General features: G+C 69.1%; 19 protein-coding genes and 1 pseudogene. 11 read left to right on the plus strand and 9 right to left on the minus strand.

Annotation, left to right across the window (positions count from 1 at the left end; genetic code table 11):
- The 3 genes and pseudogenes from BSE24067_RS01340 to BSE24067_RS01350 form a co-directional block, all read left to right on the plus strand.
- Positions 1-200: pseudogene (locus BSE24067_RS01340) on the plus strand (YkgJ family cysteine cluster protein); the annotation flags it as partial.
- A 145-nt stretch (positions 201-345) separates the two neighbouring features.
- Positions 346-1287, plus strand: a complete 942-nt coding sequence (locus BSE24067_RS01345; RefSeq protein WP_151068436.1) for a helix-turn-helix transcriptional regulator — start codon at positions 346-348, stop codon at positions 1285-1287.
- A 129-nt stretch (positions 1288-1416) separates the two neighbouring features.
- A complete protein-coding gene (locus BSE24067_RS01350; protein WP_151068437.1) occupies positions 1417-2115 on the plus strand; it encodes a fumarylacetoacetate hydrolase family protein in 699 nt (232 codons plus the stop codon).
- Positions 2116-2407: 292 nt separating this feature from the next.
- Here the strand turns inward: BSE24067_RS01350 and BSE24067_RS01355 are convergent, their stop codons facing one another.
- Entirely contained in the window at positions 2408-4081 is a 1674-nt protein-coding gene (locus tag BSE24067_RS01355; RefSeq protein ID WP_151068438.1) for a trypsin-like peptidase domain-containing protein, read from the minus strand.
- 287 nt (positions 4082-4368) lie between these two features.
- The gene (locus tag BSE24067_RS01360; RefSeq protein WP_151068439.1) at positions 4369-4608 is read right to left on the minus strand and encodes a hypothetical protein; all 240 of its coding nucleotides are present in this window, start codon (positions 4606-4608) and stop codon (positions 4369-4371) included.
- Positions 4609-5219: 611 nt separating this feature from the next.
- On the opposite strand from BSE24067_RS01360, the gene BSE24067_RS01365 reads away from it, so the two are divergent.
- The 3 genes from BSE24067_RS01365 (at position 5220) to BSE24067_RS01375 (ending at position 6640) form a co-directional block, all read left to right on the plus strand.
- Entirely contained in the window at positions 5220-5444 is a 225-nt protein-coding gene (locus BSE24067_RS01365; protein WP_151068440.1) for a hypothetical protein, read from the plus strand.
- A gap of 448 nt (positions 5445-5892) precedes the next feature.
- On the plus strand, positions 5893-6210 hold the full coding sequence (locus BSE24067_RS01370; protein WP_151068441.1) for a hypothetical protein: 318 nt from the start codon (positions 5893-5895) through the stop codon (positions 6208-6210).
- Positions 6211-6355: 145 nt separating this feature from the next.
- Positions 6356-6640, plus strand: coding sequence for a hypothetical protein (locus tag BSE24067_RS01375; protein WP_151068442.1), 285 nt, complete (start codon positions 6356-6358; stop codon positions 6638-6640).
- Between the two features lie 66 nt (positions 6641-6706).
- Here the strand turns inward: BSE24067_RS01375 and BSE24067_RS01380 are convergent, their stop codons facing one another.
- Complete coding sequence (locus BSE24067_RS01380) at positions 6707-7579, minus strand: LysR family transcriptional regulator (protein WP_151068443.1); 873 nt, start codon at positions 7577-7579, stop codon at positions 6707-6709.
- Between the two features lie 152 nt (positions 7580-7731).
- Between BSE24067_RS01380 and BSE24067_RS01385 the strand changes: the two genes are divergently transcribed.
- Positions 7732-8985 carry an MFS transporter gene (locus BSE24067_RS01385; RefSeq protein WP_151068444.1) on the plus strand — a complete coding sequence of 418 codons (1254 nt, stop codon included), beginning with the start codon at positions 7732-7734 and terminating at the stop codon, positions 8983-8985.
- 121 nt (positions 8986-9106) lie between these two features.
- On the opposite strand, the gene pdxR is transcribed toward BSE24067_RS01385, so the two are convergent.
- Positions 9107-10579, minus strand: a complete 1473-nt coding sequence (pdxR, locus tag BSE24067_RS01390; protein WP_174904676.1) for a MocR-like pyridoxine biosynthesis transcription factor PdxR — start codon at positions 10577-10579, stop codon at positions 9107-9109.
- Between the two features lie 164 nt (positions 10580-10743).
- On the opposite strand from pdxR, the gene BSE24067_RS01395 reads away from it, so the two are divergent.
- Positions 10744-11943, plus strand: a complete 1200-nt coding sequence (locus BSE24067_RS01395) for a GNAT family N-acetyltransferase (RefSeq protein WP_151065702.1) — start codon at positions 10744-10746, stop codon at positions 11941-11943.
- 108 nt (positions 11944-12051) lie between these two features.
- Here BSE24067_RS01395 and BSE24067_RS01400 read toward each other — a convergent pair whose 3' ends face one another.
- Positions 12052-12582 (minus strand): DUF3331 domain-containing protein, encoded by a 531-nt coding sequence (locus BSE24067_RS01400; protein WP_151065703.1) that lies wholly within the window; start codon positions 12580-12582, stop codon positions 12052-12054.
- A 572-nt stretch (positions 12583-13154) separates the two neighbouring features.
- Here BSE24067_RS01400 and BSE24067_RS01405 point away from each other — a divergent pair.
- The 3 genes from BSE24067_RS01405 (at position 13155) to BSE24067_RS01415 (ending at position 16021) form a co-directional block, all read left to right on the plus strand.
- Positions 13155-14219 (plus strand): 2,3-butanediol dehydrogenase, encoded by a 1065-nt coding sequence (locus BSE24067_RS01405; RefSeq protein ID WP_151065704.1) that lies wholly within the window; start codon positions 13155-13157, stop codon positions 14217-14219.
- 209 nt (positions 14220-14428) lie between these two features.
- Positions 14429-15085, plus strand: coding sequence for a VC0807 family protein (locus tag BSE24067_RS01410; RefSeq protein ID WP_151065705.1), 657 nt, complete (start codon positions 14429-14431; stop codon positions 15083-15085).
- A gap of 69 nt (positions 15086-15154) precedes the next feature.
- A complete protein-coding gene (locus BSE24067_RS01415) occupies positions 15155-16021 on the plus strand; it encodes a CPBP family intramembrane glutamic endopeptidase (RefSeq protein WP_151065706.1) in 867 nt (288 codons plus the stop codon).
- A gap of 50 nt (positions 16022-16071) precedes the next feature.
- On the opposite strand, the gene BSE24067_RS01420 is transcribed toward BSE24067_RS01415, so the two are convergent.
- The 4 genes from BSE24067_RS01420 to paaK all read right to left on the minus strand — a co-directional run bounded on the left by BSE24067_RS01420 (position 16072) and on the right by paaK (position 20286).
- The gene (locus tag BSE24067_RS01420; protein ID WP_151065707.1) at positions 16072-17052 is read right to left on the minus strand and encodes an aldo/keto reductase; all 981 of its coding nucleotides are present in this window, start codon (positions 17050-17052) and stop codon (positions 16072-16074) included.
- Positions 17053-17325: 273 nt separating this feature from the next.
- Positions 17326-18000 (minus strand): MarC family protein, encoded by a 675-nt coding sequence (locus BSE24067_RS01425; RefSeq protein WP_151065708.1) that lies wholly within the window; start codon positions 17998-18000, stop codon positions 17326-17328.
- A 122-nt stretch (positions 18001-18122) separates the two neighbouring features.
- A complete protein-coding gene (locus BSE24067_RS01430) occupies positions 18123-18923 on the minus strand; it encodes an enoyl-CoA hydratase-related protein (RefSeq protein WP_151065709.1) in 801 nt (266 codons plus the stop codon).
- Positions 18924-18963: 40 nt separating this feature from the next.
- Positions 18964-20286, minus strand: coding sequence for a phenylacetate--CoA ligase PaaK (paaK, locus tag BSE24067_RS01435; protein WP_151065710.1), 1323 nt, complete (start codon positions 20284-20286; stop codon positions 18964-18966).
- Positions 20287-20289: the final 3 nt, after the last annotated feature.

Raw genomic sequence — 20289 nt, forward strand, 5'->3', positions numbered from 1 at the left:
CGCTGCTGGCCGCGCTGCACGCGCTCGGCGATGCACGCGGCGCGGCGGCGGCCGACGAACCGGCGCCGGCCGGATGGACGCTGCTGACGAACCGCGCCGCGACCGCCGACGCGCTGCGATCGGCCGGCGCGTCCGGCCAGATCGCGTCCGACGGCGCAGATGCACGCTGCCGCTATCTGGGTTTCCATCCGGCCGCCTGATCGCGCGGTCGCCGCAGCGGGCGCGCTGACGGCGCGTCCGGCTGCCCCGCCTGGCCGGCCTCCGACGACCACGCGGCGGATTCCGGCCACGCGCGGTTCGCTGTACCATCGCGGCTCAACCGCGTCACGACCAGCAGAATCCGCCATGCCCTCCACCGCCCCGCCGCGCCTGTACGGGATGCCCGAACGCAGCGACCGGCTCGACTTCTACATTCGCGACCAGGCGTCGCGCCAGGCGATCACCGAGCCGCACCGGCACGCGTATTTCCAGATCCAGTTCAACCTCGGCGGCGACACCGAGCAGCGGATCGGCGGCGTCACGCGGCCGTTTCCGCGCGGTGCGCTCGCGTTCGTGCTGCCGCACCGCGAGCATCTGATTCCGCATCCGGAAGGCGCGCACTTCATCGTGATCAACTTCAGCCAGGCGTTCCTGCGCGCCGATCTCGACGTCGATCCGCTCGATCTCGAGGATGTTCCCGCGCACCGCTTTCCCGAGCTGACGCCGTTCCGCTTCCAGGAGCATCTCGACTTCATCCTGACCGGCGACGCGTTCGACGAGGCGCGCCGCCTCGCGCTGTGCATGCTCGACGCCGACCGCGTGCGCACGTTCGGCTCGACCACGCTGCTGCGCGGCTACCTGCTGCAGCTGATCGGGCTCGTCTGCACGCAGTACGCCGGCGCGCTCGACAAGCTCGCGCAGCGCGGCGCCCAGCGCGCAGGGCGGCGTGATGCGCTCGCGCGCGTGCTGCGCCACGTGCGCGCGAACCTGACCCGCGAGGATCTGACGCTCGCGGCCACCGCCGAGGCCGCGTTCCTGTCGCCGAACTACCTCGCGCATCTGGTGCGCAAGGAAACCGGCAGCACCTTCACCGATCTCGTGACCGAACGGCGCATCGCGCTCGCGCAGTCGCTGCTCGCGCATACCAGCCGGCGCATCGCGGACATCGCGCGCTCGGTCGGCTTCCGCGACGAAGGGTATTTCGCGCGGCGCTTCCGCGCGCGGGTCGGCGTGTCGCCGAAGGCGTACCGCGACGCGAATGCCGCGCTGCCGGACGCGCACGAAACGCCGGCGGCCGGCGACGCGTAGTTTTGTCCGGTTAAAACGCAGTTGCGTCGCATTCCGGCGTGCGGGCGTCGGGTATCGTTCCATCCATGCCGGCCCGCCGCGTATTGCGCGGGCGACGGCATCCTTCTTTCCATCGAACGAGGCCCTCCGATGTCCGCATACGTCATCGACGCTCCCGAGCGTCCTTCCATCGAAGTCGAACAGTCGTCCGCGCGCTTTCCGGTGCGCCGCGTGTTCTGCGTCGGCCGCAACTACGCCGACCACGCGCGCGAAATGGGCGCCGATCCCGACCGCGAACCGCCGTTCTTCTTCACGAAGCCGGCCGACGCGATCGTGCCGGCCGCCGGCACCGTCCCGTATCCGCCGCTGACCGGCGACCTCCATCATGAAATCGAGCTGGTCGTCGCGATCGGCAAGGACGGCCGGTCGATCGACCCGGCCGACGCGCTGACACACGTGTGGGGCTACGGCGTCGGCGTCGATCTCACGCGCCGCGACCTGCAAGCGGAAGCAAAGAAACTGAGCCGTCCGTGGGACTGGGCGAAGGGCTTCGACGCGTCGGGCCCCGTGACCGCGCTGCGCGCGGCGAGTGCGACCGGCCATCCGGCGAGCGGCCGGATCTGGCTCGCGGTCAACGGCGAAACGCGCCAGCAAGGCGATCTCGCCGACATGATCTGGCCGGTGCCGGACGTGATCGCATACGTGTCGCGCTCCGTCGAACTGAAGGCCGGCGACCTGATCTTCACCGGGACGCCGGCCGGCGTCGGCCCGCTGCGGCCGGGCGATCGCGTGACGGGCGGCGTCGATGGCGTGGCCGCGTTCGAGTTCGTGGTGGGCGCCAAACCGTAAGGGATCAGCACGCATGCTCACGCGGCGGGCCGTCCATTCGGCGGCCGCCGCGCCGCGTCGATCGTTGCCGGTCGATTGCCGCCGATTCCGCGGGCAAAGCTGTCGCACCGTCGCGCGGGATCGGCAAAGTCGTGCTTCATATCGGATCGATCCCGCCGCTGTTCGTGTGCGTCGCGGGTTCGCACACTTACCGCGGCCACCAACTCGGCACGCGCCGGCGGCAGCATCACGCACAGCGGCGCATGACCTGAATTCGCGAACGGTCGGCACCGCGCGTCAACGGGCCACCGCGCTACCGCGCCCGCACCGACACGAACTTGCGCGCGTTGTCGCGCTGGATCAGCACCGCGATCACACCGCCCTTCGCTTCGAGCATCGGCACGTCGTCCGGCGTTTCGAGCAGCGTGTCGTTGAGTTCGAGCACGACGTCGCCCGGCCGGATGCCCGCCTTTGCCGCCGGCCCGTGCACCGCATCGACCATCATGCCGACCGCCAGGCCCGTCGAGCGCCGTTCCGCATCGCTCAGCGGATGCATCGTCAGCCCGAGCCGGTCGCCGGTGTCGGCCGGTCGGGCGGCGGCCATCGCCATGCCGGCGGCAGCGGCGGTGCCGACCGTGCCCGCGCCACCCGTTGCACCCGTTGCACCCGTTGCACCCGTTGCACCCGTTGCACCCGTTGCGCCCGTTGCGCCCGTTGCGCCCGTTGCACCCGTTGCGCCCGTTGGGCCCGCGCTGTCGATCCCGTTGTCGACCGCGTCGGCGGTTCCGGCCCCGGTGACGGTCAGCACCATCGGCGTGCGGTTGCGGATCAGCCGCAGCGGCGCCTTCGCGCCGGCCGGCAATGCGCCGGCCAGGTCGTTCAATTCGGCCGACCGGCCGATCGGCTTGCCGCCGAACTTCACGATCACGTCGCCCGCCCTCACGCCGGCCGCGGCTGCCGGCGAGCCGGGCTCGACGCCGTTGACCAGCGCGCCCGCCGGACGCGGCAGGCCGAACGCGGCGGCCAGTCCCGCACCGACGTCCTGCACGTCGACGCCGAGCACGTTGCCGGACGACGCGCGCGGCGCCTGCGCATTCGCGCGCATCTGCGCCTGCACCTGCGCACGCACTTTCGTCGCGAGTGCGATCGGAATCGCGAACGTCGTGCTCGCGTAGCGGTCAGCGCCGGTGTAGACCTGTACCGCGATGCCGATCACGTCGCCGGCGCGGTTGAACACCGGGCCGCCCGAGTTGTCGGGATTCACCGCGATGTCGGTCTGGAAGAACGGAAACGCGCTGCCGTCCGGCAGCGGATGCGCGGTCGCGCTGACGATGCCGGCCGTGACCGTGTTGCCCGAACCGTCCGGCGCGCCGAGCGTCATCACCGGTTCGCCGGCGCGCACCCGCGACGAATCGCCGATGCGCACGACCGGCAGCCTCGTCGCGTCGACGCGCAGCACGGCGACGTCGCTCTGCGGATCGACGGTCAGCACCGTCGCCTTCAGGTCGCGATGATCGGCGAGCCGCACCGTCACGTCGGTTGCATCGGCGACGACGTGCGCGGCAGTCAGGATCAGCCCGTCCGCACTGACGATGAAGCCGGAGCCGCTGCCCGCCAGCACGCGCGGCGACGTATCGGGCGCCGGCGCCTGCGCACCCTGCATCGGTGGCGGCGGCGCGCCGCGCCGGAAGAACGCGGCGAGCGGATCGTCGGGCTCGAGGATCGCGAACGAAGGACCGCCCGCCTGCTGATCAGGCGCGGCGGTCATGATGGTCACGACCGCCGGGCTGTAGCGGTCGACGATCGCCGGGAAGTCGACCGGCATCGAATAACGCGGTGCGACCGGCCGCTCCTTCGCGACGGGCGGTGCGGCGGGTGGCGCGACGGTCGCGGCAATGGTTGGCGGCGGCAACGACGAACAGGCGGCAAACGCGCCCCCGATCAACGCGGTGCGAAGCACGGCGCGAGCAAGCGTCTGGCGAACCACGGCGCACCTCCCTGGGCAGTCGACGCGCCAACCGGCGCAGCACGCGCGGACGCTCGACAAGCACTGGTACACCCCTCCATTTATAGTCCACGCCGCCCCGGGAAATATACGATTCGAAACCCGGACGCCGCGCAGCCGCGCGGCGGCTGAACCGCGACCGCGCGCCTTCCGGACAAAGTCCGCGGTTCGTCAATCCGAACATCCACTGCACGCCGAACCCGAATCCTTGTGTTCGCCTTGGCTGATCGATACGACGGGACCATTGCGGAAAGCGCCCGCCTTTCGGATCAATGCGTATCCAGATGGGCGACCTGCTCGAGCGACGCAGAAACGACGCTCAGCATGTGGCGCACGACTTCTTCTCCGGTCATTCCGGCGTCCAGGTACGCGCGCACGCTCATGGACCGAGGCTGGCGGGCCCCGTACTCTTCGTCGACGATGTAGATCTTCGCGATATCCGTGCCGTCCGGCAAAAATATCTGGACCGTGCGCGTGCCGACGACCCTGCACATGCTCAAGGAGCCCATCTCGCGTCTCCGATCATTGAGTAATGAACAAAGTATGCGCGGGAACGACAGGCGTAATTCACCTATAAGCACGCACTTTCGGACGCGCTGCCGGTAAATTCGCCAGTGCCGCGTACGTTTTGACTTGCTTGCATCGTCCAGTATGTCGTGCGCGTCCTGTCCGGCGGCCGGCATGGCGTTCCGGTGTATCGCGCATCGGCCGCGCTGCCGGCATTCCAGTTGTGCCGGCGCATGGAATACGTACGAAATACGCTTGACAGCAGCAGCATCGCCGAGTATTGTCCGCCACTGAAGTTTTCAAGAAGCGCGATTGCAGCTCATCACCGACCGCCCCGCCGCGGTACTCGTTGTCCTCTCCCTCCTTGACTTTTCCGTGCCCCGTCCGGCGGCTCGTCACTCTGCGCGCGTGCTCGAAGGATCTGCGTGAATCGGCTTTTCGGCCGCGTTCCGAACGTCCGACATAAAGCCGCGTGCGGCGTCCGCCGACGCACGCCCATTGGGCCGACCGATATTCGGCGCCGCGCCCAGAACCAAAGGAATACTGACCATCATCGACCACCGGCTGCGCGTGCGCCATTGCCGCCCGACCGTGGTCGAACCGTTGTACCACCATGCAAACACTTACTATCAAACATTACTGCGGCTATGCCGTTTCGCCGTTCGCCCATCGCCTTCCGGACGGCAGTTTCTCGTCCAACCTGACGCTTCGCCGCGCCGGCCCCCGCACCGACGACGCGCTGTACGAGTTTTACTCGCTCGATTACTTCAACAGCGAGGAAGCGGCACTGCGTCACTCGGACGATTGGGCTCGCGACTGGATCGACGCCCGTGGCTGAACGCCTGACCGTTCGGATGGCGACACAACGCGCCGGCTCTTCGTCCGGCACGCCGACACCCGCCGCAAATCGGCGTCTGCCGTACATCGCGATCGAGTGACACTTCGCAGTAGCCGGAAAGAAACCGGCGCACAGCGCGCAGATGCGCGTATGATCGATTTCACTTGCCTGCCTGCGGCGAACCGCCGCGCCCGCCATCGCTCGCTACCGTATCGCACCATCCTCTGTGCCGAGCAAGCGCCACACGCGTTCGCCAACGGAGCCGCGCTCGGCGAGCCTTCGTATCGGCGCGTCAGGCTCGACTTCGTACGCGCTTAGAGCGTTCGCAACCGGGGATCCGCGAGCCAGCACGTCCGCAACCGCATCGATCCGGAATCCGTATCGTGGTTGACGTTACGCAGTCAGGACGCCGCCAAACCGGGATCAACCGGAACGTTGGAGCAACATCATGATCGACACCGGTCCGAGCAGCACCTTTCGGCATCTGCCGCTCACGCGCGAACAAGATGCGGAAATCCGCCACTACATCAAGCGGAAAAAGCAAAGGGGCGAGCCATGGAACACCGCCGAGTTGGCGACGATGCTCGCGGACATGCTCGATCCTCCCCCGAACGACGACGACGAGCCGGTAGCCGACGTCGACGGCGCGCGGCTCGCATGCGAACATGCATTGGCATCGGTCGACGATGCGATGGAATACTTGGCCGCGAGCGAAGAACGGCTTGCGGCAATGGAAGCCGAGGCAATGAAGCGCCCGCAGCGATAGCCCGTGGCGGCATGCGCGTCGAGCGCGCGGCCGGACATGCAATCGCGCGTTGCATCCGTTGAGCGAAGGTGTCCGTCATGACGGAAGATCGAACGCCACGGGTTTGACCGGCTCGACGCGAACACCCGAATCACCCGGAGCCCGCATGGAAATCGATCGCCATTCCGTTCCCTGCTATCTGATCCTTCGTGCGGGCTGGCCGCCGTATGTGCTGAATGCCGACCGCCTGGTGCTCCGCCGCGACGCGAGCCCGATGCTGCGGGCGTTCGCGCGAGCACGCGGCAGATTCACCCACGTCGACGATGCCGACTGGAACATCTTCTCCGCCGCGCAAGGCCTGTCGGTCGTGGAACGTCGGGAGACAGGCTGCTATTCATTGATCACGGGAACCGAGACCGATCACCAGTTGCGTTTGCTGTCGGCTCTGTGAGCGTGTGACCGGCCACGCACTGCGACGACGGCGCGAGCAGCTTCCGCGAACGCCGCCTGCACCGGTCTACGCCAGCAACAGAAAATTCCGCACCACCGCCGACGGATCGTCGCGCCGCGATGCAATCGCCAGCTTCGCGCGCAGCCTGTCGCCCGCGACCGGCCGATACACGACGCCCGCGACCTGCACCTGCGTGATCGCCTTCGGCACGATCGACACGCCGAGCCCGGCCGCGACGAGCGTCACCGCCGACGCGATCTGCGGCGCGGGCTGCGCCATGCGCGGCTCGAAGCCGGCGGCATTGCACGCGGCGACGATATCGTCGAACAGCGCACTGCCCGCTTGGCGCGGCACCTGCACGAACGCCTCGTCGGCGAGCGCCGCCAACTCGATCTTGCGCCGCTGCGCGAGCGGATGCGCGACCGGCACCGCGACGAACATCGGCTCTTCGTCCCAGTCCGCCGCCACCAGCGTATCGGCGATACGGCGCTCCGGGCGCACGATCGCGACATCGAGCCGCCCGGCCTCCAGCGCTTCGAGCAGCACGCCGGAGGTCGCCTCCTGCAACGTCAGTTCGGTGTCCGGAAACGCTTCGCGAAACCGGCGGATCAGATCGGCCACCTTCGAATTGAACGCCGCCGTGCCGGTAAAGCCGACGCGCAGCTGCCCGATTTCGCCCCGGGCGGCCCGTTTGGCCGCCCGCGCCGCGCGTTCCGCGTCGTCGAGCACGCGTCGCGCCTCTTCGGCGAACACTTCGCCGGCCACGGTCAGTTCGGCGCCGCGTGCGGTCCGCTTGAACAGTTCCACGCCGAGTTCGTTCTCGAGCGCCTTGATCTGCTGGCTCAACGGCGGCTGCCCGATGCCGAGCGTTTCCGCGGCCTTCGTGAAGTTCGATGTGGCGGCAACGGCCAGAAAGTAGCGGAGATGCCGAAGTTCCATGCGTGAAAGGCTCTCGATTCGGTGGGAATGGACACCGGCAGCGGCCCGCATACCAGTGGCAAAACATATCGCTGCGGTTTCTTTCATATATTGGACATATGTTTGAGCGTACGCAAGAATTCGGGTATTCCGTCGCCCAACCGGTGCATACCATGTCTTCTCCTGCGATTTCGTCCGCCGAGACTCGCGCCGCCGGCACCGCTGCCGATGCGCTGCCTGCCGGCGTGTCGCCGCGCTCGGCCGCATACAAGCGCATCGCGCTCGCGCTGTTCCTCGCCGGCTTTGCCACCTTCTCGCTGTTGTACTGCGTGCAGCCGCTGCTGCCGGCGTTCGCGCGCGAATTCGGTATCGGCGCGGCGTCGAGCTCGCTGTCCCTGTCGCTGTCGACCGGGATGCTCGCGGTGTCGATCCTGTGCGCGGGCGCGCTGTCCGAACGCGTCGGCAGACGCGGGCTCATGTTCGCGTCGATGACGCTGGCGGCGCTGTTCAACCTGCTGGCCGCGATTTCGCCGAACTGGAACGGGCTGCTGGTGTGGCGCGCGCTCGAAGGCTTCGCGCTCGGCGGCGTCCCGGCGGTCGCGATGGCCTATCTGGCCGAGGAGATCGCCGCCGACGGGCTCGGCCTGTCAATGGGGCTCTATGTCGGCGGCACCGCATTCGGCGGCATGATTGGACGGATCGGAATGAGCGCGCTCGAAGAGTATTTCTCGTGGCGCACCGCGATGCTGACGATCGGCGTCGTCGATCTCGTCGCGGCGATCGCGTTCGTGATGCTGTTGCCGCCGTCGCGGCGCTTCGTGAAGCGGGCCGACCTGACGCTGCGCCACCACCTGCGGCTGTGGAACGCACAGCTGCAGCACGCTCGGCTGCCGTTCGTGTTCGCGATCGGCTTCCTGGTGATGGGCGCGTTCGTGACCGTCTACAACTACGCCGGATTCCGGCTGACCGCCGCGCCGTTCAATCTCAGCGCGACTGCGTGCGGGCTGATCTTCGGCGCGTACCTGTTCGGGATGGTGTCGTCGTCGAGCGCGGGCGCGCTGGCGGATCGGCTCGGGCGCGCGCCCGTGCTCGTCAGCGGCATTCTCGTGTTCGCGGCCGGCCTCGCGCTGACGCTCTCGCAGTCGCTCGTCGCGATCATCGTCGGGATCGTGCTGATCACGATCGGCTTCTTCGTCGCCCATGCGGTCGCGAGCGGCTGGGTCGGACATCTGGCCGGTTCCGCGAAGGGGCATGCGGCGTCGCTCTATCTGCTCGCCTATTACGTCGGATCGAGCGTGCTCGGCTCGGTCGGCGGCGCGTTCTGGCAGCACGGCGCGTGGGGCGCGGTTGTCGCGTACGTGGCGGTGCTGCTGGTGCTGTGCCTGGCGGCGGCGCGCACGATCATCCGCGCGGAACGCGCGCGGTGAAGCCGCTCGCGATGCACGGCATCGGCCGGCAAGCAGCGATCCGGCTCATTCTTCCCTTGCAGTGATCGCCGGCGCAGTTCACTGAATATCGGGCCGGCGTATCGCGCCGGCGCGGCACCGTTCACTTGCCCGCGACGCGCCGCGCGAGCGCCGACAACGTCCGCAGCATCGGTGCGAACGCGTCGGCCGGCGTATTGCCGAATCCGAGCACGAGCCCGTTCGCCGCGGACGTCGCATGGATCGAAAATCCCGACAGCGGAAACGGCCCGATCGCATGCTCGCGCGCCGCTTCGACGATCGCGCGGTCGCGATAGCGCGCCGGCAGCCGCAACGCCAGATGCAATCCGCACGGCCCGCCCTCCACCTGGTGCGGCACGGTGAACGCGTCGTCCAGCGCAGCGAGCAGCAGGCGCCGCCGGTCGCGATACAGCCGGCGCATCCGCCCGAGATGCCGTCCGTACTCGCCTGTCTCGATGAAGTCGGCCAGCGCGAGCTGCACGTGACGCGTGCCGCCGCGCAGCATCTCCGGCAGCGCCGGCCGCACCGCGGCGAGCAACGCGTCGGGCAGCACGAGAAAGCCGATCCGCAGCGCCGGAAACATCGTCTTGCTGAACGAGCCGAGATAGACGACCGGCGAATCGGCCGCGAGCCCGTGCAGCGCGCCGATCGGCTCGCCGGTGTGACGGAACTCGCTGTCGTAGTCATCCTCGATGATCCACGCGCGATGCCGGCGCGCGGCGTCGATCAGCGCGAGCCGGCGCGAGATCGACAGCACCGCGCCGGTCGGAAACTGGTTCGACGGCGTCGTATAGACGAGCCGCGGCGTGCGTTCGAGCCAGTCCGCGTCGTTGGCGCGCAGCCCTTCCGCGTCGACGGGCATCGGCACGACGTCGAGATCGGCCGCCTGCATCGCGCTGCGAGCGCCGCGATAGCCGGGCTCCTCGACCCACACCGTATCGCCGGGGTTCGTCAGCAGCTGCGCGCACAGCGCGATCGCGCCCTGCGCGCCTTCGGTGATCACGATCTGTTCGGGATCGCACCGCACGCCGCGTGTCACCGCCAGATGGCGCGCGATCGACTCGCGCAGCGCCCGTTCGCCGAGCGGATCGCCGTACGCGAGCAGGTCGCGGCCGGCGCGACGCAGCGCGCGGTCGATCGCGTGCCGCCACGCATCCACCGGGAAATGCGACAGCGCGGGCACGCCCGGCCGGAAGCCTTCCGATTCGCCGGTGCCGATCAGGCTCGGACGAATCCGGCCGAGCCGCTGCGCGACGGCCGGCGGCGCAGCCCGCCGGCGCGGCGCGGCCGGCCGCGACAGCCCGACCACGCGCGTGCCGCGACGATCGGATTGCAGGAAGCCTTCGGCGACGAGCTGCTCGTAGACGGCCGCCGTCGTGTTGCGCGACACGCCGAGCGTCTCGGCCAGCGCGCGCGTGCCCGGCAGTCGCGTGCCGGCCGGCATCGCGCCGCCTAGAATCGCGTCGCGCACGCGGCGCAGCAGCTGCCGCTGCAGCGAAGGCGCGCCGGGCGTGCGCGCGAGCGGCGCATCGAGCGGCAGCAGCGGCTCGGCGGCGCAAGGAATGGCAGTCGTCATCGGGTGGTCGTGGCGTGAGAATCCGGACGCATGGCGCCACCGGCACGGCCGGTTCGTGGCACCATAAAATTGCGGTACTCTGGCGCTTCTCATGGTACCTCGCCGGGACTACGATCGTCTGCATGCCGGCATGTCGCCGGCCGCCAACCGAAGCGAGATCGACCTTGTCCACGCTCACCAACGACTTCAAGCAGCCCATCGGCCGCCCCGTTCCCGACTGGTCCGCGCGCCCGCGCCCGGAGCGCATCGTGCTCGAAGGCCGCTATTGCCGCCTCGAACCGCTCGACGCCGACCGCCATGCCGCCGACCTGTACGCCGCGTACGCGCAGGCGCCCGACGGCAGCGACTGGACCTATCTCGCGCACGGGCCGTACGCCGACGAGTCGAGCTACCGCGACTACGCGCGCGGTGCGGCGGCAAGCACCGATCCGCTGCACTACACGGTGATCGACGGCGCGACGAACCGCGCGGTCGGCACGCTCGCGCTGATGCGCATCGATCCGGCCAACGGCGTGATCGAGGTCGGCTCGGTCACGTTCTCGCCGCTGCTCAAGCGCACGCCGATCTCGACCGAAGCGCAGTACCTGCTGATGAAGTACGCGTTCGACACGCTCGGGTACCGGCGCTACGAATGGAAGTGCGACGATCTGAACGAACCGTCGCGCAAGGCGGCTGCGCGGCTCGGCTTCCGTTACGAAGGCACGTTCCGGCAGGCGATCGTCTACAAGGGCCGCAATCGCGACACCGCATGGTTCTCGATCGTCGACGGCGAATGGCCGGACGTACGCGCGGCGTTCGAAGCATGGCTCGCGCCGGAGAACTTCGACGCCACCGGCGCGCAGCGCGAATCGCTCGTCGCGATCCGACACGCGCAGTCGCTCGCGCGCGACGCCGCCAGCCGCGTGAACGATCCGACGCGTGTCACGGTCCGGCCGCTCGTGGCCGCCGACGAAGCCGCATGGCGCCCGCTGTGGCGCGACTATCAGAAGTTCTACGAGACCGCGCTGAGCGATGCGGTGTTCGCGACGACGTGGGCGCGCCTGATGGATCCCGACGAACCGATGTTCGTACTCGGCGCGTTCGACGCGTCCGGTACGCTCGTCGGCATCGTGCATGCGATTTATCACCGCTCGTGCTGGACGGAAGGACCTTACTGCTATCTGCAGGATCTGTTCACGGCGGCAGGGGCTCGCGGCCACGGCGCGGGCGGCGCGCTGATCGAGGCCGTGTACGAGCGGGCCCGCGAAGCCGGCGCGAGCCGCGTGTACTGGCTCACGCACGAAACCAATACGGCCGCTCGCGCGCTATACGACAAACTCGCGAACAACGCGGGGTTCATTCAATACAGAAAGGACCTCAAGTAACGCGTCAGCCCGCCCGCGCGAGCGGCGTTGCGCTCGTCGCGCCGCGCGGATGCGAGCGATGTCGGACCACGGCTATCACGTCACGAGGCTGCGTAACGGCGTCGCGATTCAGCCCGTCACGTGGGCCGGATCGGCGGCGTCGTGGACATGGCCGGCGTTCCCGCCCGCGTCCGCCGCAGCGCCCGCTGCGTCCGGCACCGACGCCGGGCAGATCATCTCGTCGGCATTGGCCGGCACGGGCCGCCGCACGGGCCGGAACACCGGCTCGCCCGGCTCGATCGCTCGCCCGGAGATCGCGCAACGCCCGGACGTCTGCGCGACGCGCAACCGCCACCGCTGCTCGCCGTAGTGGCAGCGCCCGCTCTCGACCCAGCGCACCAGCAACCCGTCGCCGCCGGCTTCCAGCACCGCGACGAACAGTTGCGGCCGCAACGGCGACAACGCCGCGGCACCGCGCCGCCGTGCGCGCCCGCATTCAATCAGCGCCGCGCGCGTCGCATCCGGATGTGCGTCGGCGTCGTCGGGCGACGGCATCTCGTCATGCAGGTGTCGCACGTCGGCTACGTCCGGCGCATCGAATGCCGACGCGGCGCACGACGGATCCTCTTCGCAGGCCGGGCTATCCATGATGTCCGGCACCGATGTTTGACGAAGGATCGAGACAGGCGGACCGGCGCGGTGCCCGGCGCCGGCCCTGCAGTTCGTGCGATCCGCCCATGTTCCGCCTTCGGTGATACCGTCGCGCACCACGCGCGAACGGACTGGCGCTGATGATACAAATTGAAGTGCACTTCAAGTAAAGGGGGAGCCGGCGCAACGACGCGTTTCATCGATCGCCGCAATGGCCGGCGGCGGCCGTCCCGACGGTGCCGCCGACCGAGCCCGACCGCCGCGCCGCATGTCTCGCTTTTCGTCTCAATGCCGTGAGACGAACGTCCCGGCGTCTCACCCCGGCCCATCGTCGCACGCGCAGCAATTTCCGCGCGATTTGGGCGCAACCTCGCCCGATCCTAACGCCGGACAGCCTGCTGCACCGCACATCGCCCGCTCGCCTTTGTCGCCATCCGGCCGTACATCCTGGCTGGCCCCGTTCCTGCATATCGGTCGCTCGCGCATTCGCGCGACGGACGCGCCGCCCCTTGCCGCGCGCCCGACGACAACCTGACGGAGACACCAACGTGAGTACACCGGCACCGAATACCGCTCCCAGCATGAAGGCCGCCGTCTGGCACGGCCGCCACGACATCCGCGTCGAACAGGTTCCCGTTCCGGCGCACCCGCCGGCCGGCTGGGTCCAGATCCGCGTGCACTGGTGCGGGATCTGCGGCTCGGACCTGCACGAATACGTCGCCGGCCCCGTGTTCATCCCGGTCGACGCGCCGCATCCGCTGACGGGCCTGAAGGGCCAGTGCATCCTCGGCCACGAGTTCAGCGGCGAAATCGCGGCGCTCGGCGCCGGCGTGACGGGCTTCGCGATCGGCGACCGCGTGACGGCGGACGCGTGCCAGCATTGCGGCACCTGCTGGTACTGCCGGCACGGGCTGTACAACATCTGCGAGAACCTTGCGTTCACCGGGCTGATGAACAACGGCGCGTTCGCCGAATACGTGAACGTGCCGGCCGAGCTGCTGTACAAGCTGCCCGACAACTTTCCGACCGAGGCCGGCGCGCTGATCGAACCGCTCGCGGTCGGGCTGCATGCGGTGAAGAAGGCCGGCAACATCGTCGGGCAGACCGTCGTCGTGGTTGGCGCCGGCACGATCGGCCTGTGCACGATCATGTGCGCGAAGGCCGCGGGCGCCGGCCGCGTGATCGCGCTGGAAATGTCAGCCGCGCGCAAGCAGAAGGCGCTGGAGGTCGGCGCGACGGTCGTGATCGACCCGAAGGCGTCGAATGCGATCGCGGAAGTCCACGCGCTGACGGACGGCTACGGCGCCGACGTGTCGTTCGAATGCATCGGGCACACGGCCACCGCGAAGCTCGCGATCGACGTGATCCGCAAGGCCGGCAAGTCGGTGATGGTCGGCATTTTCGAGGAGCCGACGCCGTTCAATTTCTTCGATATCGTGTCGACCGAGAAGGAAGTGATCGGCTCGCTCGCGTACAACGGCGAATTCGCGGACGTGATCCGCTTCATCGCGGACGGCCGCATCGACGTGCAGCCGCTGATCACCGGCCGCATCGCGCTCGGCGACATCGTCACGCACGGCTTCGAGGAGCTGGTCAATCACAAGGACCGGAACGTGAAGATCATCGTCCAGCCGGCGGCCGCATGACGACGCGCGAACCGGTCGCGATCGACGCGTGACGGCAGCAAGCGGCAGCAAGCGGCCCGGCGCGCTCCCGATCAGCCCGCCGCCGGGCCGGCACGACACGCCGGCCGTTTTCGATGCGCGTACAACGGCGCCGCCCGCGACGCGCAGGGTCGGACTTCGATATACTCGTAGCGACATCACCGCCGCGCGCCGCCCGCGCGCCCGCTTCCGTGAAACCACGAGCCGGCCTGATCCTCGAACTCGTCGTCAACCTGCTGCTGCCCTGGGTCGCGTACCGGGTCGCGCATCCGTATTTCGGCGAAACCGGCGCGCTGTACGCGTCGGCCGTTCCGCCGATCGTCTGGTCCATCGTCGAATTCATCCGCTCCCGCCGCGTCGATGCGGTCGCCGCCGTCGTGCTGCTCGGCATCGCGCTGTCGATCGTCGGGATGGCGCTCGGCGGCAGCACACGCACGCTGCTGATGCGCGAATCGCTCGCGTCCGGCACGATCGGCGTCGTGTTCCTGCTGTCGCTGTTCCGCGATCGCCCGCTGATCTTCTATCTCGCCCGCGCGACGGTCGCCCGCGAAATGACCGGCGGCGCCGCGCGTTTCGAGACGGTGTGGGCCGAGCAGCCGGGGCTGCGCCAGATGCTGCGGCTGATGACGTTCGTGTGGGGCGCGTGCATGACGCTGGAGATGCTCGTGCGCCTGTGGATGGTCGTCACGTGGCCCGTCGAGCGCGTGCTCGTCGTATCGCCGATCATGGGCTACACGGTGTTCGGCGCGCTGATGGTGTGGACCTTCTGGTACCGGCGGCGCATGCGCGAGCGCAACAGCGTCGACATCCCGACCCGCGACGGCGTCACCGAGATCGCCGGCCGCTGACCGGCCGGCAACATACCGCGGCCGCTGCGGTATGATGCGCGGCGTTTCGTCTGCACGGTGCATTGCCCCATGTCTCTTTCGCTTCTTCCGTGTGCCTCGGTCTGGCTCGCGCTGTTCGCGTCCGCCGCATTCGCATGGCGGCGCCCGCTGCACGGCCTCGGCATCGCCGCCGCGGCGCTCGGCTATGCGGGCGCGTTCGCGATCGGCAAGCTCGAGCCGATCGTGCTCGCCCCGCTCGCGCTGCTCGCGGCCGCCGCCTGGGGCGTCGCGCCGGGCCGCCCGCTCGCTGTGCGGATCGCGTCGCACGTCGTGTTCGCCGCGCTCGCGGTCGCGCTGAGCCTGCATCTGATCCCCGGCTTTCACAATCCGCGCGTGATCGAGCCGACACGGTTCACGCCGGACGCCGTGCCGTTCACGATGTACCTGAATTTCGACAAGCCGCTGGTCGGCCTGTGGCTGCTGTGGGTGTTGCCGTGGGTCGCGCCGGACGTCCCGCTCGCGCGTGCGCTGCGCACCGGCGTCGTGGCGGCGGCCGCGACGGCGACCGCGTGCCTGGCCGGCGCGCTCGCGTTCGGGATGGTCGGCTGGGCGCCGAAATGGCCGGCGTCGGGCTGGATGTGGCTCGTCAACAACGTACTGCTCGTGACGCTCGCCGAGGAAGCGTTGTTCCGCGGCTACGTACAGGGCGGGCTCACGCGCGTGCTCGGCCGGTTCGGCTGGGGGCCGTGGGCCGCGCTCGCGATCGGCGCGGTGCTGTTCGGCGCCGCGCACGCAGCCGCCGGCTGGCAGTGGGTCGTGCTCGGCACGGTGGCCGGTGTCGGCTACGGGCTTGCGTGGCGGCGCGGCGGGCTGCTCGCGGCCGCACTCGCGCACGCGGGGCTGAACATCGTCCACTTCGGGCTGTTCACCTATCCGATGCTCGCCGCCGCGCGCTGAGCGCTCGGCGCCGGGCGCCCTGCGCGGCGGCATCGCGCCGGTTCCGCTCGTCAGTTGAAGCCCGCCACCGCGTGCGGCACGTACGGGCCTTCGAGCGCCGCGATTTCGTCGTCCGTCAGTTTCAGCTGAAGCGCACCGAGCGCGTCGTCCAGATGATGCGGCTTCGAGATGCCGACGATCGGCGCGGTCACGCCGCGCTTGTGCGCGACCCACGCGAGCGCGACCTGCGCGCGCGGCACGTTGCGCGCGGCCGCGATCTTCGCGACGGCGTCGATCACCGCGCGATCGGCATCGGCCGTCGTGTCGTAGAGCCGCTGCGCGACGGCATCGCTCTGCTGCCGGCCGGTCGACTCGTCCCAGTTGCGCGTGAGCCGGCCCCGCGCGAGCGGGCTCCACGGGATCACCGCGATACCTTCGGCCTCGCAGAGCGGCAGCATTTCGCGCTCCTCCTCGCGATACAGCAGGTTCAGGTGGTTCTGCATGCTGACGAAGCGCGTCCAGCCGTTCTGCTTCGACGTATACAGCGCCTTCGCGAACTGCCACGCGAACATCGACGACGCGCCGATGTAGCGCGCCTTGCCGGCCTTCACGACGTCGTGCAGCGCCTCGAGCGTCTCCTCGATCGGCGTGCCGTAGTCCCAGCGGTGAATCTGGTACAGGTCGACGTAATCGGTGCCGAGCCGCTTCAGGCTCTGGTCGATGTCGGTCATGATCGCCTTGCGCGACAGCCCCGCGCCGTTCGGCCCCGGCCGCATCCGGTAGAACACCTTGGTCGCGATCACGACGTCGTCGCGCTTCGCGAAGTCGCGCAGCGCGCGGCCGACGATTTCTTCCGACGTGCCGTCCGAGTACATGTTCGCCGTATCGAAGAAGTTGATGCCGGCCTCGATCGCGCGCTGGATGATCGGGCGGCTTTCCGCTTCCGGCAGCGTCCATGGATGCGTGCCGCGCGACGGCTCGCCGAACGTCATGCAGCCCAGCACCAGCTTCGACACGTCCATCCCGGTCGACCCGAATTTCACGTATTCCATTGCCTGCCTCGCCATTGAAGTGGGATTGCGGCCGGATGCCGCGCCGCGGTCGGTGCGCCGTGCACGAACGCCGCGCGGCATCCGCCGGACGTTGCATGGTATCGCGCGGTGCGCGAACGCGTATTCGGCGGCCGGCTGTTATCCGGTCGGGTCCGGCGGACCGGCGGCAACCACAGGTTTGACGCGGCGGAGCACGGTTTCGGCAGGCCGGCAGCGAAGACGCGAAAGCGCAACGCAACACCGCGCCACGCCACGCACGGAAGGACGAACGGGTTACTTGATCTGGTCGGCGAGCGGCTGCAGGAATTCGGAGAAGCCGGTCAGCATGATCTGCACGCCGATGCACAGCAGCAGGAACGCGGACACGCGCTTCGCGACCTTCGTGCCTTCGGTGCCGAGATAGCGCGACAGCAGCGCGGCACGGCTGTAGGTCAGCCAGATCACGACCGCGACGAGCGCCGACACCGCGATCGACACGATGCTCGACAGCATGAACTCGGACAGCTTGTGCGTGCGGTTCGCGTTCAGCGCGATCGCGGTGGCGATCGAGCCGGGGCCGACCGTCAGCGGCACGGTCAGCGGGAAGAACGCGCGGGTCATGATCGCGTTCGCATCGATCGGCTTGATCGGCGTATCGCCGCCGGCGGCCGGCCCGTCCGGCTCGTTGAGCATCTGCCAGCCCGCGACGGCCACCGCGAAACCGCCTCCGATCCGCAACGCTTCCATCGAGATCCCGAAGAAATGCAGCACCGGCGTGCCGGCGAAGAACGCGACGAGCAGCACGACGAACGCATTGAACGCCACCTTCTTCGCGAGCAGGTTGCGCTCGCGCTCGGTCAGCGCCTCGGTGCGTTCGAGAAACAGGAACGCGATGCCGATCGGATTGATGATGCCGATCAGGCCGGTGAAGCCGAACAGGATCTCGGAGATAAGGCGGTTGACGATCATCGGGGCGAAGAGACGGTCGGGGCTGGGGCCGGCAACGGTCGGGGCCGGGCCGGGGGTCACGCATTGTAGAGCAAGCGAGACCGGCCGCGACGCAAATCGCGGCCCGCGCGCGCCGCGCCGCCTTATTCGGCGGCCGGCTCCCAGGCCGGCGGCCGCTTCGCGAAGAACGCGGCGAAGCCCTCCTTCGCTTCCGGCGTCGCGCGCACGCGCGAGATCGTCTCGGCGGTGAACGCCGCGCGTTCGTCCGACGGCGGATACTCGCCGATCGCATCGAAGAAGCGCTTGATCTCCATCAGTGCGTTCGGGCCGTTGCGGCTCAGCTCGGCGAGCGTCTTGTCGAGTGCGGCGTCGAGCGCGTCGAGCGGCACGGCCTGGTGGATCAGCCCGATCGCGACGGCTTCGGCGGCCGCGAGCTGCGTCGCGGTCAGCGCGAGCCGGCGCGCCTGGCGCTGGCCCACCGCTTCGACAAGATACGGGCCGATCACCGACGGCAGGATCCCGAAACGGGCCTCGCTGACCGCAAAGCGCGCATGATCGCTCGCGATCACGATGTCGCACGCCGCGCACAGGCCGACGCCGCCGCCGAACGCGTGACCCTGCACGCGCGCGACCGTCGGCTTCGGGCACTGCCGGATCGCGCGCATCATCGCGGCGAACCGCTGCGCGTCGCGCAGGTTCGCCGCCGCGTCGTTCGCGCTCGCGCGCTGCATCCACTGCAGGTCCGCGCCCGCGCAGAACGCGCGGCCTTCGGAGCGCAGCACGATCGCACGCACGTCGTCGCGCCGGCCGAGCATCGTGAACGCGTCGGTCAGCTCGGCGATCATCGTCTCGTCGAACGCGTTGAGCACGTCGCCGCGCTGCAGCGCGACGGTCGCGATGCCGCGCGCATCGACGGCGACGGCCAGGGTCTTCAATCCATCCATCGAACAGGTTTCCTCGAAGTAGAACACGGAAGCGCGCCGCTCAGGCCGCCTGCCGGCGATCGATCACGCGCCGCGCCTTGCCGGTCGCGCTCGCCGGAATGCCGCCCGCGGGGAGCACGGTCACGCCGGCCGACACGCCGATCATCGTCTTGATCCGGTGCTGCAGCTCGCGCGCGATCGCCGCGCGATCGCCGTCGGTCATCCCGGCCGCGGCCTCGGAGCGCAGCTCGACCGCGAGATCGAGCCGGTCCATGTGGCCGTCGCGCGAGATCGTGATCTGGAACAGCCCCGACAGCTTCGTCTGCGCGACGACGATTTCCTCGATCTGGCTCGGGAACACGTTCACGCCGCGCACGATCAGCATGTCGTCGGAGCGGCCCGTGATCTTCGCGAGCCGGCGCATCGCGCGCGCGGTCGGCGGCAGCAGCGCGGTGAGGTCGCGCGTGCGATAGCGGATCACCGGCATCGCCTCCTTCGTCAGCGACGTGAACACGAGCTCGCCCTCGCTGCCGTCCGGCAGCACTTCGCCGGTCACCGGGTCGATGATCTCCGGATAGAAATGGTCCTCCCAGATCACCGGGCCGTCCTTCGTCTCGACGCATTCGCACGCAACGCCCGGGCCCATCACCTCCGACAGCCCGTAGATGTCGAGCGCATCGATCCCCACGCGCGTCTCCACTTCGTCGCGTAGCGCCTGCGTCCACGGCTCGGCGCCGAAGATGCCGATCTTCAGCGACGATGCGGCAGGATCCATTCCCTGCCGCACCATCTCGTCGATCAGATTCAGCATGTACGACGGCGTGACGAGGATGATCTTCGGCTCGAAATCGCGAATCAGCTGCACCTGCTTTTCCGTCTGCCCGCCCGACATCGGCACGACCATGCAGCCGAGCCGCTCCGCGCCGTAGTGAATCCCGAGGCCGCCGGTGAAGAGCCCGTAGCCGAACGCGTTGTGCAGCGTGTCGCCCGGGCGGCCGCCGGCCGCGCGAATCGAGCGCGCGGTCACGTTCGCCCACGTGTCGATGTCACGCGCCGTGTAGCCGACCACTGTCGGCTTGCCGGTCGTGCCGCTCGACGCGTGCACGCGCACGACCCGCTCGCGCGGCACTGCGAACAGGCCGAACGGATAGTTGTCGCGCAGGTCGCTCTTGGTCGAGAACGGGAATTTCGCGAGATCGGCGAGCGTCTTCAGGTCGTCCGGGTGCACGCCCGCGGCGTCGAACGTGCGGCGATAGTGCGCAACGTTGTCGTACGCGTGGCGCAGCGACCACTTGAGGCGCTCGAGCTGCAGCGCGTGAAGTTCGTCGCGGCTGGCGGTCTCGATCGGGTCGAGGGCGGCGGCGGGATGCGTCGGATGAGTCATCGG

Origin of the sequence: Burkholderia latens (assembly GCF_902499045.1) — a bacterium.
In the GTDB taxonomy this organism is placed as follows: Bacteria; Pseudomonadota; Gammaproteobacteria; order Burkholderiales; family Burkholderiaceae; genus Burkholderia; species Burkholderia latens.

What these genes read in the sequence shown, in the direction of transcription:
- BSE24067_RS01370 (WP_151068441.1), top strand. Translation starts at nt 5,893, where the DNA reads ATGATCGACACCGGTCCGAGCAGCACCTTTCGGCATCTGCCGCTCACG.
- BSE24067_RS01350 (WP_151068437.1), top strand. Translation starts at nt 1,417, where the DNA reads ATGTCCGCATACGTCATCGACGCTCCCGAGCGTCCTTCCATCGAAGTC.
- paaK (WP_151065710.1), bottom strand. Translation starts at nt 20,286, where the DNA reads ATGACTCATCCGACGCATCCCGCCGCCGCCCTCGACCCGATCGAGACC.
- BSE24067_RS01375 (WP_151068442.1), top strand. Translation starts at nt 6,356, where the DNA reads ATGGAAATCGATCGCCATTCCGTTCCCTGCTATCTGATCCTTCGTGCG.
- BSE24067_RS01380 (WP_151068443.1), bottom strand. Translation starts at nt 7,579, where the DNA reads ATGGAACTTCGGCATCTCCGCTACTTTCTGGCCGTTGCCGCCACATCG.
- BSE24067_RS01415 (WP_151065706.1), top strand. Translation starts at nt 15,155, where the DNA reads ATGTCTCTTTCGCTTCTTCCGTGTGCCTCGGTCTGGCTCGCGCTGTTC.
- BSE24067_RS01360 (WP_151068439.1), bottom strand. Translation starts at nt 4,608, where the DNA reads ATGGGCTCCTTGAGCATGTGCAGGGTCGTCGGCACGCGCACGGTCCAG.
- BSE24067_RS01425 (WP_151065708.1), bottom strand. Translation starts at nt 18,000, where the DNA reads ATGATCGTCAACCGCCTTATCTCCGAGATCCTGTTCGGCTTCACCGGC.
- BSE24067_RS01405 (WP_151065704.1), top strand. Translation starts at nt 13,155, where the DNA reads ATGAAGGCCGCCGTCTGGCACGGCCGCCACGACATCCGCGTCGAACAG.
- BSE24067_RS01420 (WP_151065707.1), bottom strand. Translation starts at nt 17,052, where the DNA reads ATGGAATACGTGAAATTCGGGTCGACCGGGATGGACGTGTCGAAGCTG.
- BSE24067_RS01430 (WP_151065709.1), bottom strand. Translation starts at nt 18,923, where the DNA reads ATGGATGGATTGAAGACCCTGGCCGTCGCCGTCGATGCGCGCGGCATC.
- pdxR (WP_174904676.1), bottom strand. Translation starts at nt 10,579, where the DNA reads ATGACGACTGCCATTCCTTGCGCCGCCGAGCCGCTGCTGCCGCTCGAT.
- BSE24067_RS01345 (WP_151068436.1), top strand. Translation starts at nt 346, where the DNA reads ATGCCCTCCACCGCCCCGCCGCGCCTGTACGGGATGCCCGAACGCAGC.
- BSE24067_RS01385 (WP_151068444.1), top strand. Translation starts at nt 7,732, where the DNA reads ATGTCTTCTCCTGCGATTTCGTCCGCCGAGACTCGCGCCGCCGGCACC.
- BSE24067_RS01365 (WP_151068440.1), top strand. Translation starts at nt 5,220, where the DNA reads ATGCAAACACTTACTATCAAACATTACTGCGGCTATGCCGTTTCGCCG.